Origin of the sequence: Brevundimonas intermedia, assembly GCF_027922165.1 — a bacterium.
Taxonomy (GTDB): Bacteria; Pseudomonadota; Alphaproteobacteria; order Caulobacterales; family Caulobacteraceae; genus Brevundimonas; species Brevundimonas intermedia.
Window position 1 is genome coordinate 40388 of record NZ_BSFD01000006.1, and the last position, 14991, is coordinate 55378.

Sequence of the window (14991 nt, forward strand, 5' to 3'; positions counted from 1 at the left end):
GCAACACCCACAGGAGCGGTGAGACGCCTTTAGTCCGGCTCGCGCTCACCCACCTCGGTCGGCGGTACGGCCAGAAGCCAGCCGTCGGCCAGGTGCAGCTCGGGCGTCGCTTCCTTGGTGAAGGGCAGGTACCAGGTCGGGCCGCCGGTGGCGGGGGCGATTTCCAGCATGTCGTCGGCGCCGAAGTTCTGGACCGACTTGACCGTGCCCATGACCGCGCCCGCCGTGTCGCGGACCTCGACCCCGATCAGGTCGGCGAGATAGAATTCATCCTCCTCCGGCTCTGGGAAGCGGTCGCGGGGCACGTAGAGTTTCAGGCCGCGCAGGGCGTCGGCTTCCTCTTTCGTCGCGATCTCCTTGGCCCGTCCGACGACGCCGTTCTTATCGGGCCGCGTCGAGGTCAGGGTCAGGGCCACGGTCCCATCGGCGCGCAGCAGCGGGCCATAGGCGGTCAGGGCCAGGGGATCGGCGGTGAAGGCGGTCACCCGCACCTCGCCCCGCACCCCGAAACCGCCGCCGATCTGGCCGACGAGGATCAATCTGCTGTCCGTGGTCATGGTCGTCCTTAGCGCATGAAAAAGGCGGCGTCGAAGGACGCCGCCTTGATCGTGTCGAGACCGAGAGCCTTAGGCTTCGGTCTTTTCTTCGGTTGCTTCTTCAGCAGCCGGAGCTTCTTCAGCAACAGCTTCAGCGGCGGGCGCTTCTTCGGCCGGGGCTTCCTCGACAGCCGGAGCAGCAGCAGCGGCGGCGGCTTCTTCCTTGGCGCGAGCGGCGGCTTCAGCGGCCTCAACCTTGGCGGCGGCTTCGGCTTCCAGGCGGTCGGCTTCGCGCTGGGCGCGTTCGGCGGCGCGCTCTTGCGCCTTCTTGCCGGGAGCGCCCTTGTTCGGGTTGTTGGACTGGGTCCACTTCACCTTGGCGCCCAGGGTCTCGTCCTGCGACAGGAAGCGAGCGACGCGGTCGGTCGGCTGGGCGCCCTTGCCGAGCCATTCGGCGATACGCTCGACCTTCAGGGCGACGCGCGGCTGAGCGCCGTCCTTGGGCAGCATCGGGTTGTAGCTGCCGACCTTCTCTATGAACTTGCCGTCGCGGGGCGAGTGCGAGTCGGCGATGACGATGTGGTAGTAGGGGCGCTTCTTGGCGCCGCCGCGGGCCAGACGAATCTTCAGCATTGTCAGTCTCTTTCTAGGAAATCGTTATTTCTTGGGAGGGAAGCCCGGAAGGCCCGGCAGGCCGCCCGGAAGTTGTCCGCCGCCCAGGCCCGCGAGGCGGTCCTGAATGGCTTTCAGTTCGTCGGCGCTGGGTTCCGGCGTCTTGCCGCCGCCCAGGGCCTTCAATCGGTTCAGATCGGGGCCGCCGCCCATGCCCGGCATGCCGGGGATGCCGCCGCCGCCGCCGAGGCCGCCCAGCATGGCGGCCATCTGCTGCATCTTCTTGGGTCCGCCGCGCGCCATCTGTTTGACCACGTCGGCCATCTGGCGGTGCTGTTTCAGAACCCGGTTAACGTCCTGCACATCGACGCCGGCGCCGGCGGCGATCCGCTTCTTGCGGCTGGCGTTCAGCAGGTCGGGCTTCTTGCGCTCGGCCTTGGTCATCGAGGAGATGATGGCTTCCTGGCGCAGGATCATGCGGTCATCGACGCCGCTCTCGGCCATCTGCGACTTCATCTTGGCCACGCCGGGCAGCATGCCCATAATGCCCTGAAGCCCGCCCATCCGCTTCATCTGCTGAAGCTGACCGGCCAGGTCGTCCAGGTCGAACTGGCCCTTGGCCAACTTCCTGGCCATCTTCTCGGCCTTGGCCTGGTCCAGGTCCTGGCTGGCCTTCTCGACCAGGGCGACGATATCGCCCTGGCCCAGGATGCGGCCGGCGACGCGGCGGGCGTCGAACACGTCCAGGGCGTCGACCTTTTCGCCAGCGCCCAGATATTTGATCGGCAGGCCAGTGACCGCCCGCATCGACAGCATGGCGCCGCCGCGACCGTCGCCGTCGGCGCGGGTCAGGACCAGGCCGGTCAGGGGCAGGCGGGCGTGGAAGGCGGCGGCGGTGCGGACGGCGTCCTGGCCGGTCAGGCTGTCGGCGACCAGCAGGGTCTCGACGGGCTTGGAGATCTCGGCGACCTCGGCCACCTCGTTCATCAGCCCTTCGTCCAGGGTGATACGGCCGGCGGTGTCGAGGATCAGGACGTCGAAGCCCTGAAGCTTGGCCGACTGCAGCGCCCGGCGCGTGATCTGGACGGCGCTTTCGCCCGCCACGATGGGCAGGACGGCGACGTCGATCTGTTTGCCCAGCTGGGCAAGCTGTTCCATCGCGGCCGGACGACGCGTGTCCAGCGAGGCCATCATGACCTTCTTGCGATCGAACTTCGTCAGGCGCAGCGCCAGCTTGGCCGAGGTCGTGGTCTTGCCGGAGCCCTGGAGGCCGGCCATCAGCACCACGGCAGGCGGGGTGGCGTTGGTGTTGAGCGGGACGGGCTCCTCGCCGCCCAGCATCTCGATCAGGCCGTCATAGACGATCTTGACCACCTGGTCGGCGGGGCGGACCGAACGGATGACCTCTTCACCGGTGGCGCGTTCGGTGGCGAAGGCGATGAATTCCTTGACGACCGGCAGGGCGACGTCGGCCTCGAGCAGGGCCACGCGCACTTCGCGCATCGCCTCGGCGACATCCTTTTCGGACAGGGCGCCGCGGCCGGTGATCCGGTCGAAGACGCCTGTCAGCCGCTCGTTCAGAGCCTCGAACATTCACTACCTCGTGGCGACGGGTGAAGCGGCTCCATACGACAACGGCCTCTGGCGACGATCACGTCGGCAGAGGGTTCTCGCCAGCCTCGTTCTTTCCTTAGGGCTACCGGCCTTCGGCCTACTTGAGCCCGAAAAGGGCCGTGCTCAAGTAGCGCTAAGCGCGATAGCACAACAGAAAAGCTGTCGTGCTGGTGGAGACGCGAGGTTCACTTGCGTCGGAAGCGGCGGCTTATGAAGGAAAACAAGGGGAATGTCGAATCCCCTCTTTCGTCATTCTCCGGCATGCGGCGAAGAGCCGGAGAATGACGAAAGTAGGTTACGGCTCCTCGGGCGTCTCGGCCGGAGTTTCGTCCTTCTTCGGTTCGGAGCCCGGCTCCGTCACGACGATGGTCTCGGGCGGGGCGGACAGTTTCGACAGGTCGCCGCCGGCGCGCAGGACGTCGAGGGCGCGCTGAAGCTGGTAGTCCTCGTCCTTGTCGAAGTCCTTGCCCGGAGCCTCATAGGGCGTGTGCGGTCCCTTGCGCTCGGCCCCGATGGAGGAGTCCAGGGCCGTGGCGTAGGCCGCTTCGGAATAGATGAAGCTGGAACGCGAAACGATCCGCGCCTCGGCCTCGGACCGGGCGACCTCCAGGTCCGGCTCGATGCCGATCTTCTGAATCGAGGCGCCGGACGGGGTGTAGTAGCGGGCCGTGGTGATCGACAGGGCGCCGTCGCGCCCCTGGCGCAGCGGGATCACCGTCTGGACCGATCCCTTGCCGAAGCTGGTCAGGCCGACGATGGTCGCCCGCTGGTGATCCTTCAGGGCGCCGGCGACGATTTCGGACGCCGAGGCCGAGCCGTAATTGACCAGGACCACGACCGGCAGGCCGCCGGTCAGATCGCCTGCCTTGGCGGAATAGCGCTGGATCTGCTCGGGCTTGCGGCCGCGCTGGCTGACGATCTCGCCGCGCTCCAGGAAGGCGTCGGAGACGTCGATGGCGGCGTTCAGCAGGCCGCCGCCATTGTTGCGCAGGTCCAGGACATAGCCCTTCACGCCGGGCTTCTCGGCCTTGATCTTGGCGATGGCCTCGGTCAGTTCGCGGCCGGTGTTCTCGTTGAAGGTCGAGACGCGCAGATAGCCGAAATCGCCTTCGACCCGGCCGGTGACCGACTGGACCTTGATGATCTCGCGGGTCAGGACGACCTCGCGCGGCTCTTCGCCGTCACGCAGGAAGGTGACGCGGACGCTGGTGCCGACGGTCCCGCGCAGTTTCTCAGACACCTGGCTGACGGTCAGGCCCGCCGCGTTCTGGCCCTCGATCGAAGAAATGACGTCCCCGGCCTGAACCCCGGCCTTGGCGGCGGGGCTTTCGTCCATCGGCGAGATGACCTTCACCAGGCCGCCTTCCGAGGTGATGGTCAGGCCGACGCCCGAATACTGGCCCTCGGTCCGTTCGCGCAACTCGTCATAGTTGGACGGCGGAAGATAGTTGGAGTGGGGGTCCAGCGCCGTCATCATGCCGGCCAGGGCGGCCTCGATCAGCTTCTTGTTGTCGACCGGGACCACATAGGCCTGCTCGACGATGCCGACCACGTCGCCGAACAGCTCCAGCATGCGGAAGGTTTCGTTGCGGGGCGTCTGGCTGGTGGCGACGGCGGCCGAGCCGCCGAGAACCAGGGCGGCGCAGCCGACGAGGAGCAGTTTACGCATTCGGTCTCTTTCGGTCGGGCCGATCATGATGGGCGCCCGTTGGGAAGGTAAGGCCCCGCAGACACGACGGAATCGTGGCGGCGCGGCGTCATGTCGATAAAATCAGCGTCAGGGCGGATTGCAAAGCTCTATTGCGGGTTATCGCAGCCAAGGACCGGGGTCGATGGGGCGTTCCTCGCGTCGCAGCTCGAAATAGACGTCGCCGTCCGGGCCGCTGCGACCCAGGGTCTGGCCGTCGGCGACGCGGGCGTCGGGCGCCACCTCCACGCTCTCGAGCCCCGCGATCACCGCCCGCCAGCCGGGGCCCAGGTCCAGGATCACCACCTGGCCCCAACCGGTGAGAGGCCCGGCATAGGCGACCTTGGCGTCGGCGGGCGCGACCACGGCCGCCCGATCCGCGCGCCAACGCCAGCCTGATGTCCCTGCCCCCCAGGTCTGGCTGGGCGCGCCCTGGACCGGCGCGCTGAGGCGGCTGCGGCCTGCGGGCAGGCGGGAGGGCTCGGCCTCGGTCGTCGCTGCGGCCGGGACGGCGCCGCCCAATTCGCGAATACGGCCTTCCAAAACGCGAGCGGCCCGTTCGGCGGTACGGGCCTCGGCGTTCAGAACGGCGGTCAGGGCGGTCTTGCGCGCGGTCAGGCCCTCGATCTCGGCGCGGCGGTCGCCCTGGGCGCTTTCAGTCGTCAGCAGCCGCTCGGACGACAGGACCGCAAGACGGCGGATGCGCATGATTTCCGCCTGACGCGCGGCCAGGGCTTTGGCGCGCTTTTCCAGGTCGGGCGTCATGGCCTTCAGCAGGATGGAGGCGCGCACCGTGTCGATCGCCTTGTCCGCCGGGACCAGCAGGGGCGGCGGGGGGCGGCGGCTCATCATCTGCAGGGCGCTGAGCAGACGGCCCTGGGCGCCGCGTTCGCGAGCCAGGTTCGCGACCAGTTCAGCCTCACGCGCGCTGAGTTGCTGAAGGCGCGCACGCTGATCCTCGATCTGACGGTCATCGGTCTGTTCGTCGGCGCGCAGACCGGCCAGCCGACGCTCCAGCTGCGCCAGTTCGTCCTTGGCGGCCTCGGCGTCGGCGCGCAGGCGACGCGCCCGCACGGCCTCGTCGCGATATTCGGCTTGAATGCGCGCCAGTTCGCTCTCGGGCGCCTGCCGTCCTGCGGCAGGGGCGGCGAGGACGAGCCCCGTCAGCAGGGCGAGGGAAAGTGTGGCGGCGCGACCCATGTCAGTCGCGATGATAGGGTGATCCGGCCAGAATGGTAACCGCCCGATACAGCTGTTCGGCCAACATGGCGCGGGCCAGGGCGTGGGGCCAGGTCTGGGGACCGAAGGCCAGGGTCGAGGCGGCGGCGACGCGCACGCTCTCGTCCAGCCCGTCCGCCCCGCCGATCGCGAAGACCAGGCGGCGTTCGCCCTGGTCGCGCAGTCTGGCGATATGGTCGGCGAAGGCGCGCGAGCCATAGGTCTTGCCCCGCTCGTCGCAGGCGATCAGGTGGGCGCCCTCAGCGGCGGCGAGGATCAGCTCCGCCTCCGGCGCCTTGCCCGGCTTGCGGGCCTCCAGATCGATCAGTTCGAGGGGACCCAAGCCCAGCGCGCGTCCCGCTAGGGTGGCGCGCCGGGCGTAGTCGTCGGCGAGCGTCGCCTCAGGCCCTCGGCCCGGTCGGCCGATGGCGACGATGCTCAGCTTCACGATCTTAGTCGCGGACCATGCGGTGGGCGGAATCGACCGCCCAGATCTTCTCGATATTGTAGAAGGTGCGCACTTCCGGGCGGAACAGGTGGACGATCACGTCGCCGGCGTCGATCAGGACCCAGTCGCAGTGCGGCAGGCCCTCGACCTTGGCCTTGCCCAGACCCTGTTCTTTCAGAGTGCGCAGCAGGTGGTCGGCGATGGCGCCGACGTGACGGTGCGAGCGCCCGGAGGCGACGATCATGGTGTCGGCCATGGCGCTTTTGCCCTTCAGGTCGATCAGCACCATGTCCTGGGCCTTGTCCTCGTCGAGGCGGCTCAGCAAGGCTTCTTCCAGCGGTGTAGAGCCCACCGGGCGCGGGGCGGAATCGCCGAACGCCAGGGGGGATTCATATCCGTCTTCGGAATGGAGAGGTTCGATAGGGTCCATCTCGTGCGCCGTGTTCGAAACGGCGGCGTCTTGCGTATCATACGCGGGCGAGGGGGTCAGCGGAGGGCTCCGGGAGCGTTGACTAAAGAAGTCCTCTAGCACGAATGGGCCGGAACGTGAACCGTCGCCCCGATCACGAGCCTGCGCGTCGCCCTTTCGCCGTTCTGATCGCCGTCGAGGACAGGGGATTCAGGGGCGCCGTCAGATAGGTCCAGGCCGGCGCCGCCAGGGTCGGCAACAGGCCTGCTTGCTGGGCGGGAATACGGAAACCGGCGAAGCGTGCGGCGGCGGGCGCCGTGCGGCTGTCCAGCAGCGAGCCCGGCCGAGCGATCACCGCCACGGGCATCAGACGCATGATGTCGGTCCAGCCTCTCCAGCGGTGGAAGCTGGCCAGATTGTCCGACCCCATCAGCCAGACGAAATGGACGCCGGGATGCCGGGCGACCAGCAGGCGCAGGGTGTCGACGGTCCAGGCCACGCCGGTGCGGGCTTCAAAGTCAGAGACGATCATGGACGGGCCATGGGCATGTTCGCGCGCGGAGGCCACGCGGTCGGACAAGGGAGCGCTATGGCGGGCGTCCTTCAAAGGATTCTGAGGCGAGACCAGCCAGACCACCCGGTCCAGGCCCAGGCGACGCATCGCCGTCTCGGCCACATGGGCGTGACCGTCGTGGGCCGGATTGAAGGAGCCGCCGAACAAGCCGACCTTCATCCCCGGCGTCAGGATCAGACCGTCACGCAAGCCCCCGGTTCGGGGACCGGCGCCTTTGGGCGCGGGACCGGCGTGAAAGAAGGACAAGCGGGGCGTCTCGGGGAGTTATGCTCAGCGGCGCCCTTATCATGGCGGGCAATGGTCCGCATACCGATTTCTCCCCCGTCAGGAGAAGTCGCCCCGATCTAGACGGCGGCCTCGAACAAGGCGTCGCGGGCGACGTCGGCGTGGGTCATGGGGAACAGGTGGCCTGCGCCGCTCACGACCTCGACCGTCACGTCCCCAAGCCCTTTCTGCGACACAGGCACGAAGGTCAGAGCGCCGTGCTCCGCCTTCAGAATACGGATCGGGCCGGGGTATCGCCGCATCGCGCGCCAGGGATTGTGCGCCTGGGCCGCATAGTTGGCGGCTTCCCAGGCGGGAGTGGCGCTGAGACTGAGCCCCTCAGGCGTCTCGACCAGGCCCTCGGACAGATAGTCGGCCAGGACCATGTCCGGCCAACCTTTGAAAGCGCCGCGTCCGCGATAGGCGGCCAGGGCCTGTTCGCGGCTGTCGAATATGGCGCGCCGACGCCGGGTGGCCTTGGCGATGGGAATGCCCGCCATCAGCCGATGCGCGAACGGCAGGTTGAAGGCGAAGACCGCCGACCGCCTCCAGATCACCGGATCGAAGAGCACGAGGCTGGAGACCCGGTCAGGCCGTTCCGCCGCCGCCAGCAGCGAGGCGGTTCCGCCCATGGAATGGCCGGCCAGCACCACGGGCGGTCCGTCGATGGCCTCGAGCAGAGCCAGCAGATCGTCGCGGTGGTCCAGCCAGCTGGCCTTGGGTCGGGCGAAGACCGGCAGGCCGGAGGCGCCGTGCCCGCGAAGGTCGGGCGCCCAGATGCGCAGCGAGGCCGACAGAGGCGACAACAGGCTGCGATAGGTGGCGGCGTTGAAGCCGTTGGCGTGAGAAAAGACCAGGTCGACCGGCCGGTTTGGATCGCCGAAATCCAGCACCGACATCTGACCGGCGCCCCAATGGTTCTCAATGGGGATGCTGAGCCGGCGCGGCGCGGACATCCGGGCGACGTCCATGATCAGCCGGCCTCGCGGCAGGCCAGGCACAGGCCGTGCGCCTCGATCGTGGTGCGCGCGATCACATAGCCGGCGCCGGCGGCGGCGGCGTCGATGGAACCCTGGTCCGGGCCGGCGATCTCGCGCGTCGCGCCGCAGCAGTCACAGATCAGAAAGGCGGCGGCGTGGGGCGCCGACCCGTTCGCGGCGCTGCCCGAACAGGCGACATAGGCGCTGATCGAAGCGATCCGGTGCGCCATCCCCAGACGTTCGAGAAACTCCAACGCGCGATAGACGGTCGGCGGCTTGGCGGCCTGTCCGTCCTCGCCGAAGCGGGCGATCAGATCATAGGCCTTCACCGGCTCGCCGGTTTCCAGCAGCAGGGACAGCACCCGACGGCGCGGGGCCGTCATCCGCTCCCCCGCCTCAGCCATTCGGGCTTCCGCGCCCTGCAGTGCGCGCGCCAGGGCCGCGCCGTGGAGGCCGGAATGGTCGTGGTCATGGTCGCAGGTGGAACTCATAGGCCACAGCTAATGGCTGACAGGCGTCACCGCAACAGATCACGGCTTGACGCCTCGTGATGTTATCTCATAACACACCATCATCTCTCCCCGAAAGTAGGCCGTCCATGCGTCCCTTCGTCACCCGCCCTCTGCTGCTGTCCGCCGTCGCGTGGAGCGCCCTGGCCTCCAGCGGTCTGGGCGGCGCCGCCTTCGCCCAGACCCAAACTCAGCCCACCACGGTGGATGACGTCATCGTCACCGCCACCCCGTTCGCCGTGACGCAACGTGCGACCACCATCGCCACCGACGTGCTGGACGAGCAGAAGCTGGCCATCGCCCCCGCCACCTCGTTGGGGGATCTGGTCAACGGCATGCCGGGCATTCGCTCCACCGATTTCGCGCCGGGCGCCAGCCGGCCGGTGATCCGGGGCCTGTCGGGACCGCGCGTCCAGGTGCTGACCAACGGCCTGGGCCAGATCGACGCCAGTTCGGTGTCGCCTGACCACGCCGTGGCCACCGATCCCGGCGAAGCCCACCGCATCGAGATCGTGCGCGGTCCGGCGACTCTGGTCTATGGCGGCTCGGCCATCGGCGGGGTGGTCAACATCATCGACGACCGGATTCCCGAGACCCTGCCGGAAGGCGGGATCGAGGGCCGAGTCTCGACCCAGTATTCCAGCGTCGACGACGGACGCGGCGCCTCGGGCCACGCCACGGTCGGCGTCGGGCGTTTCGCCTTCAACGTCAGCGGCGTGACCCGCAAGACCGACGACTATGACATCCCCTCGCCCGCCCGCTCGCAGGTGTTGGCCGACAGCGACGGCCAACCGCGGGGCGACGGCGGCAAGCAGCCCAACTCCTGGTCCGAACTGAACGCCTGGGGCGTCGGCGGCGCCTATATCGCCGACAAGGGCTTCGTCGGCCTGTCCTACAAGTCCACCGAGAGCGAATACGGCACGGTCGCAGAGCCGGAAGTCTTCATCAATCTGGAACAGGAGCGCTGGGACGGACGCGGCGAGTACCGATTCGACAGCGGCCCCTTCGCCAAGGTCCGCGCCTCCTACGGCCACGCCGACTATACCCACACCGAGTTCGAAGGACCGGGCGAGCCCGGCACCGTGTTCAACTCCGACGGCTGGGAAACGCGCGGCGAACTGGTTCAGCGCGAGCAGAACGGCTGGAACGGCGCCATCGGCGTCCAGGCCCTGGAGCGCAATTTCGAGGCCATCGGCGAGGAAGCCTTCGTCCCGACCGTGAAGATCGAGGAACAGGGCCTCTACACCGTCCAGCGCTATGACCTGGGCCGCTACGGCTTCGAAGGCGGGCTGCGCTACGACCGCCGCACCCTGACCGCCACGCCTCTGGGCAAGACGGCCGAGGTCGAGCGTGAGTTCGATAACTGGTCGGCCAGCGCCGCCGCCTTCCTGCGCCCGCAGGCTGGCCTGTTCCTGGGCCTGAGCCTGTCGCGCACCGAGCGCGCGCCCAGCGAGGTCGAACTGTTCGCTGACGGCGTCCACATCGCCACCGCCGCCTATGAGACCGGCGACGTGAACCTGGACACCGAGAAGGTCACCACCCTGGAAGGCACGATCCACTATGATCGTGGGCGCTTCACCGGCGACCTGCACGTCTACAAGTCCTGGTACGACAGCTTCATCGACGAACGCCGCACCGGCGCAGACTTCACCACCGACGAAGGCGACGTCTTCCCGGTCTATCAGTTCGTTCAGACCGACGCCGATTTCTATGGTTTTGAAGCCGAGGCGGCCTACGCCCTGTGGCAGAGCGGCGACCGCAAACTGTCGCTGGAAGGCGTTGCGGACATGGTCCACGCCGACACCGACCTGGGGCCCGCGGCTCGCATCCCGCCGTGGTCGGCGACCACCCGGCTGGCCTGGACCTCGAAACTGTGGGATCTGGCCGGCGAAGTCCGTCACGTCGGCGAGCAGGATCGCCTGTCGGAGGGCGAACTGCCGACCGACAGCTACACCATGGTCAATGTGCGCGGTGCGATCCGTCCGTTCCAGGATCGCGACATCACCGTCTTCGCCGAGGCGCACAATCTGACGGACGAGGAAGCGCGCGAGCATACCTCCTTCCTGAAAGATATCGCGCCCCTGGCCGGTCGGAACCTGCGCGTCGGCGTCACCTACGCCTTCTAATCGTGTCGATGCGGCCTCATGGAATCCCCTTCTCCGTGAGGCCGTTTGCCGCTGGGGCGGGCTTGAGCTAGAAGGCCCGCCTCAATCAATTCCAGAGTGCCTGGCTTCAAATGACCGACACGACCAACTCACCGCTCGAAGGCAACGTCCTCTTCTACACCAAGCCCGAGCCGTTGGATCCAGTCCAGCACGGCGGGCTGGGCGTCAACCCGGCCGACAAGCCCTACGCTTTCGTGGCCCAGACCAATGTCGTGCCCCTGACGGTGACCGAGTTCGCCGCCGCCGCCCTGTCCTATCCGGTCATCTTCACCGGCGAAAACCGCCAGCCGGTCGTGGTCATGGGCCTGCGCCAGGGCGAGAACCTGTTCGTGGCGGGCGACGGCGAGTTCCGCCCCGACGCCTATATCCCGGCCTATGTGCGCCGCTATCCGTTCGTCTTCGCCGACGACAAGCAGAACCAGCGCCTGATCCTGTGCATCGACCGCGGCTCCCCGATCGTCGCCGAAGGCGGCCAGAACCCCCTGTTCGTCAATGGCCAGGCCAGCGACTACACGACCATGGCGATGGAGTTCTGCAACAACTTCGAGCAGGAGCGCCAGCGCACCGACGCCTTCGTCAAACTGATCCAGGATTTGGATCTGCTGGACGTGCGTGAAGCCGTCTTTACCCCGCGCAACCCGGACGGCACGCCGGGCGCGCCGCAGAAGTTGGCCGAATACTACGCTGTGTCGGAAGACAAGCTGAGGGCCCTGCCAGCCGAGAAGCTGGCCGAGCTGCGCGACAACGGCGCCCTGGGCCAGATCTACGCCCACCTGGTGTCGCTGCTGGGCTGGGACCGCCTGATCGCCCTGGCCTTCCTTCGCCAGGCGCCGGGCACGGTCAACTAAGACCTCGGCATCGAGAACAAACGCCCCGCCGGTTCGCCGGCGGGGCGTTTTTCGTTTCAGCGTCGCGCGAACAGGGCTCGGGTCAGGCAGGAGAAGACCAGCCGCCCCGCCTCGTCCAGCAGGTCGTGCGACGCGATCACGATGCCTTTTTCGTCGCCGACCGGATCCTTGCCCATCACGGTCATCCGGCCGCGCAGCAACTCGCCCGGCGGCGGATTGCGCATGAAGCGCAGGCCGTCCACGGCCAACACCTTGGTCTGGGCCCAGCCGCCGGATTTTTCAGCGGCCAGGCGGCTCCACAACACATAAACCATGGCGTCAGGTGCGCCGTAGGCGGTGTCCCAGCCGGGCGCAAACCGCTCGACGAAGACGTCGAGGGCCGCCGGATCGACCGCGCAGGCGCCCAGCGGCACCACCTGCCCTGTCTCTAGATCCTCAAAATGGACGAGCAGGGGGTCGCTCATGGCAATCCTTCAGGCGGGTTCTTCGGAAACGCGAACCAGCAGCTTGCCGTCATGATCGCCGGTGAACAAGCGGTTCAGCGAGTCGACCGCGCCTTCCAGCCCGTCATCGACGTGAACCTTCCATTTGACCTTGCCTTCGCTCAGCCAGGGTCCCATCTCGGCGACCATTTCACGGGCGAGGGGAGCGTAGTCGAGCACCAGGAAGCCCTGCACGTTCAGGCGATGGGTGATGATCCGGGCGAAGTTGGGCGACGGCGGAGCCTTGGTGGCGTTGTAGGAGGACACCAAACCACAGACCGCCATCCGGCCATGCACCTTCAAACGGTTGAAGACGGCGATCATGATATTGCCGCCGACGTTCTCGAAATTCAGATCGACCCCATCGGGCGCCAGACGGTCCAGCGCCTCGCCGACATCCTCGTTCTTGTAGTCGATGGCGGCGTCGAAGCCGAGCTCGTCCGTCAACCACGCGCATTTCGCGGGTCCCCCGGCGATACCGATGACGCGGCAGCCGCGCTGTTTGGCGATCTGTCCCGCGATCGAGCCCACCGCGCCGGCGGCCGCTGAGATCACCAGAGTCTCGCCCGCCTTGGCCTTCAGCACATCGGTGACGCCGAAATAGGCGGTCAGGCCCGTCATGCCGAGCACGGAAATATTGGCGGTCAGAGGCAGGCCCGGCGCGCGGTGCACCGGTCGAAGCCCGGCCTCCGGCACGACGGCGTAGTCGGCCCAGCCGCCCGAGGCCGGCATGACCAGATCCCCGACCTTGAACCGATCCGAGCGACTGTGCTCGACGATCCCCAAGGTCAGGCCGCGCATCACCTCGCCCAGGCCGACCGGCGGCAGATAGCCCTCGGAATCATTCATCCAGGTGCGGTTGGTCGGATCGAGCGACAGATAGATCGTCCGGACCAGAACCTCGGACTCTCTGATGTCGGGGATCCGGCCTTCGACCAGTTCGAGGTCGCCCGGCTGGATCAGGCCCTTGGGTCGCTGACGCAGCACCCATTGGCGATTGGTCTTTCCGTTCGAGGTCATCGTCTATCCTCCGCAGGTTTTCTTTGAGGACCATGGTGGCCCGGTCTCGCGCGACGGTCGAGGCCCGCCGCAAAGAAAAAGGCGACCCCTGAGGGCCGCCTTGAAGTGGCATCATCGAGAATGAGGCGCGGAGGCGACAGATTGGCTTTCGCCAATCTCAAGTCGGGGGGGCGTCGCCGCCTCCGCAATGCAATAACGACGACCTTGATTTGCGGTTCCGTACGCGTTGCGCTTTTTTCCTCATTCACCTTCGAACAGATCGGCCAATCCGCGGCGAACAGGAACGTCGGTTTCCACATCGCGTTGATCTCGCAACACGAACACATGCGGGAGCCCGGAAGATGACGCATCAAGACCCTTCCTTACGAACTGTAAAGCCGACAGAGGCTGGCCAGCCCGTTAGCGCTCGATCAACCCGCCAAGGCAGGCCGGGAACGCGGATCCTGTGGCTGCTGATCATTTCCGGCGGCGCGGCGGCCGTCCTGCTTCTGGGGATCTGGTTCTTCAGCCAGGGCGGGCTATCAAGCACCAACGCCAATAACGGCGATCAGGCTACAGATGCTCAAGCCTTCCAGGGCGATGCCGCAACCCCGCCGGCCGCCGACGCGCCCACCGGACCGACCGGCGAGGCAAGGCCGGCCCCCACAGGAGAAACGCCGAACGTCAACGCGCCGACCGCGCCCTCCAACTAATAGGCAAGAAAAAGGTCCCGCGACGCCGTCGCGGGACCCGCAGCCCATGACCCTCTTGGGATTAAGCCGCTTCTTTGTGGCGCGAGGGATGGAAGAACAGCGCCTGGCTGATCGCCGCCTTCACCGTCTCCGGCTGGAAGGGCTTGGTGATCAGGAAGGTCGGCTCGGGGCGCTCCCCGGTCAGCAAGCGTTCCGGGAAGGCGGTAATGAAGATCACCGGCACATCCATGCTCTTCAGGATTTCCTTGACGGCGTCGATGCCGGACGATCCGTCAGCGAGTTGGATGTCCGCTAGGACCAGGCCGGGCTTGTGACGCGCGACGGCCTCGATCGCTTCCTCATGCGTGGTGGCGGCTCCGGTGACACGGTGTCCCAGTTCCTTCACCAGGCTCTGGATGTCGGCCGAAATGATGGCTTCGTCCTCGATCACCAAGACGTCGGTCGCCAGTTCGGCGTCGATGTCGGACTGAGCGTCGGCGATCAGGCGTTCCACGTCCCGCGCATCGGCGGAGAGGATCTGGGCGGCCTCGGAGGGCGTGAAGCCCTCAAGCGCAGTCAGCAGAAAGGCCTGGCGAGACCGGGGCGCGATGCGCAACAGGCGGCTGGATGCGTCCGAACCGCTCTCGGCGCCGATTCCGTCCTCAAGCTGGGCGCCGGTCGAGGACCAGATGGCGTGGAAGACGTGATAGAGCGCCACACGCGGGGTCATCTCCGGCGAAAGCTGCTGCTCGCCGGCGGCGAGAGCCTCCAGCGCGACGCGCACATAGTTGTCTCCAGTCGCCTGGTCGCCGGTAAGCGCCCGCGCATAGCGACGGACGTAAGGCAGATGCGGCGCAAGTCTGGCCAGAAGGCTCATATAGTCAGTCCCCGACAAAATTCGCTGGATCGTCTCACAGGACGCAGCGCTACAAGAGCTGGAAACGTGCCAATCGG

Annotated in this window: 16 protein-coding genes; 3 read left to right on the forward strand and 13 right to left on the reverse strand. The window is 67.2% G+C overall.

The window, feature by feature from the left end; genetic code table 11:
• Positions 1-29 precede the first annotated feature (29 nt).
• The 10 genes from rimM to PKE72_RS10460 all read right to left on the reverse strand — a co-directional run bounded on the left by rimM (position 30) and on the right by PKE72_RS10460 (position 8833).
• Positions 30-557, reverse strand: a complete 528-nt coding sequence (gene rimM / locus PKE72_RS10415; protein ID WP_271165309.1) for a ribosome maturation factor RimM — start codon at positions 555-557, stop codon at positions 30-32.
• A 69-nt stretch (positions 558-626) separates the two neighbouring features.
• On the reverse strand, positions 627-1169 hold the full coding sequence (gene rpsP / locus PKE72_RS10420; RefSeq protein ID WP_271165310.1) for a 30S ribosomal protein S16: 543 nt from the start codon (positions 1167-1169) through the stop codon (positions 627-629).
• A 24-nt stretch (positions 1170-1193) separates the two neighbouring features.
• Positions 1194-2741, reverse strand: a complete 1548-nt coding sequence (gene ffh, locus PKE72_RS10425; protein ID WP_271165311.1) for a signal recognition particle protein — start codon at positions 2739-2741, stop codon at positions 1194-1196.
• A 316-nt stretch (positions 2742-3057) separates the two neighbouring features.
• Entirely contained in the window at positions 3058-4431 is a 1374-nt protein-coding gene (locus PKE72_RS10430; protein ID WP_271165312.1) for a S41 family peptidase, read from the reverse strand.
• A 138-nt stretch (positions 4432-4569) separates the two neighbouring features.
• Complete coding sequence (locus PKE72_RS10435) at positions 4570-5649, reverse strand: murein hydrolase activator EnvC family protein (RefSeq protein ID WP_271165313.1); 1080 nt, start codon at positions 5647-5649, stop codon at positions 4570-4572.
• A gap of 1 nt (position 5650) precedes the next feature.
• Positions 5651-6115 carry a 23S rRNA (pseudouridine(1915)-N(3))-methyltransferase RlmH gene (rlmH, locus tag PKE72_RS10440; RefSeq protein WP_271165314.1) on the reverse strand — a complete coding sequence of 155 codons (465 nt, stop codon included), beginning with the start codon at positions 6113-6115 and terminating at the stop codon, positions 5651-5653.
• A gap of 4 nt (positions 6116-6119) precedes the next feature.
• Entirely contained in the window at positions 6120-6545 is a 426-nt protein-coding gene (rsfS, locus tag PKE72_RS10445; RefSeq protein WP_271165315.1) for a ribosome silencing factor, read from the reverse strand.
• Between the two features lie 133 nt (positions 6546-6678).
• Positions 6679-7287 carry a nicotinate-nucleotide adenylyltransferase gene (locus PKE72_RS10450; protein WP_271165316.1) on the reverse strand — a complete coding sequence of 203 codons (609 nt, stop codon included), beginning with the start codon at positions 7285-7287 and terminating at the stop codon, positions 6679-6681.
• Between the two features lie 155 nt (positions 7288-7442).
• On the reverse strand, positions 7443-8333 hold the full coding sequence (locus PKE72_RS10455) for an alpha/beta hydrolase (RefSeq protein ID WP_373878090.1): 891 nt from the start codon (positions 8331-8333) through the stop codon (positions 7443-7445).
• A gap of 2 nt (positions 8334-8335) precedes the next feature.
• Entirely contained in the window at positions 8336-8833 is a 498-nt protein-coding gene (locus tag PKE72_RS10460) for a Fur family transcriptional regulator (protein WP_271165318.1), read from the reverse strand.
• Positions 8834-8940: 107 nt separating this feature from the next.
• Here PKE72_RS10460 and PKE72_RS10465 point away from each other — a divergent pair, with 107 nt between their 5' ends.
• Positions 8941-10977: a TonB-dependent receptor gene (locus PKE72_RS10465; protein WP_271165319.1), complete on the forward strand. Its 2037-nt coding sequence runs from the start codon at positions 8941-8943 to the stop codon at positions 10975-10977.
• A gap of 110 nt (positions 10978-11087) precedes the next feature.
• Positions 11088-11864 carry a SapC family protein gene (locus PKE72_RS10470; protein WP_271165320.1) on the forward strand — a complete coding sequence of 259 codons (777 nt, stop codon included), beginning with the start codon at positions 11088-11090 and terminating at the stop codon, positions 11862-11864.
• 56 nt (positions 11865-11920) lie between these two features.
• Here the strand turns inward: PKE72_RS10470 and PKE72_RS10475 are convergent, their stop codons facing one another.
• Both PKE72_RS10475 and PKE72_RS10480 read right to left on the reverse strand, forming a co-directional pair.
• Complete coding sequence (locus tag PKE72_RS10475; RefSeq protein ID WP_271165321.1) at positions 11921-12328, reverse strand: hotdog family protein; 408 nt, start codon at positions 12326-12328, stop codon at positions 11921-11923.
• Positions 12329-12337: 9 nt separating this feature from the next.
• Positions 12338-13366, reverse strand: a complete 1029-nt coding sequence (locus PKE72_RS10480) for an NADP-dependent oxidoreductase (RefSeq protein ID WP_271165322.1) — start codon at positions 13364-13366, stop codon at positions 12338-12340.
• 341 nt (positions 13367-13707) lie between these two features.
• Here PKE72_RS10480 and PKE72_RS10485 point away from each other — a divergent pair, with 341 nt between their 5' ends.
• Positions 13708-14058: a hypothetical protein gene (locus tag PKE72_RS10485; RefSeq protein ID WP_271165323.1), complete on the forward strand. Its 351-nt coding sequence runs from the start codon at positions 13708-13710 to the stop codon at positions 14056-14058.
• 61 nt (positions 14059-14119) lie between these two features.
• Here the strand turns inward: PKE72_RS10485 and phyR are convergent, their stop codons facing one another.
• Positions 14120-14914, reverse strand: a complete 795-nt coding sequence (gene phyR / locus PKE72_RS10490; protein WP_271165324.1) for an anti-anti sigma factor/receiver protein PhyR — start codon at positions 14912-14914, stop codon at positions 14120-14122.
• Between the last annotated feature and the right edge of the window lie 77 nt (positions 14915-14991).

Coding starts and splice junctions, on each gene's coding strand:
- rimM (WP_271165309.1), bottom strand. CDS start 557: ATGACCACGGACAGCAGATTGATCCTCGTCGGCCAGATCGGCGGCGGT.
- rsfS (WP_271165315.1), bottom strand. CDS start 6,545: ATGGACCCTATCGAACCTCTCCATTCCGAAGACGGATATGAATCCCCC.
- PKE72_RS10485 (WP_271165323.1), top strand. CDS start 13,708: ATGACGCATCAAGACCCTTCCTTACGAACTGTAAAGCCGACAGAGGCT.
- PKE72_RS10475 (WP_271165321.1), bottom strand. CDS start 12,328: ATGAGCGACCCCCTGCTCGTCCATTTTGAGGATCTAGAGACAGGGCAG.
- ffh (WP_271165311.1), bottom strand. CDS start 2,741: ATGTTCGAGGCTCTGAACGAGCGGCTGACAGGCGTCTTCGACCGGATC.
- PKE72_RS10480 (WP_271165322.1), bottom strand. CDS start 13,366: ATGACCTCGAACGGAAAGACCAATCGCCAATGGGTGCTGCGTCAGCGA.
- PKE72_RS10455 (WP_373878090.1), bottom strand. CDS start 8,333: ATGGACGTCGCCCGGATGTCCGCGCCGCGCCGGCTCAGCATCCCCATT.
- PKE72_RS10460 (WP_271165318.1), bottom strand. CDS start 8,833: ATGAGTTCCACCTGCGACCATGACCACGACCATTCCGGCCTCCACGGC.
- PKE72_RS10430 (WP_271165312.1), bottom strand. CDS start 4,431: ATGCGTAAACTGCTCCTCGTCGGCTGCGCCGCCCTGGTTCTCGGCGGC.
- phyR (WP_271165324.1), bottom strand. CDS start 14,914: ATGAGCCTTCTGGCCAGACTTGCGCCGCATCTGCCTTACGTCCGTCGC.
- rpsP (WP_271165310.1), bottom strand. CDS start 1,169: ATGCTGAAGATTCGTCTGGCCCGCGGCGGCGCCAAGAAGCGCCCCTAC.
- PKE72_RS10465 (WP_271165319.1), top strand. CDS start 8,941: ATGCGTCCCTTCGTCACCCGCCCTCTGCTGCTGTCCGCCGTCGCGTGG.
- PKE72_RS10470 (WP_271165320.1), top strand. CDS start 11,088: ATGACCGACACGACCAACTCACCGCTCGAAGGCAACGTCCTCTTCTAC.
- PKE72_RS10435 (WP_271165313.1), bottom strand. CDS start 5,649: ATGGGTCGCGCCGCCACACTTTCCCTCGCCCTGCTGACGGGGCTCGTC.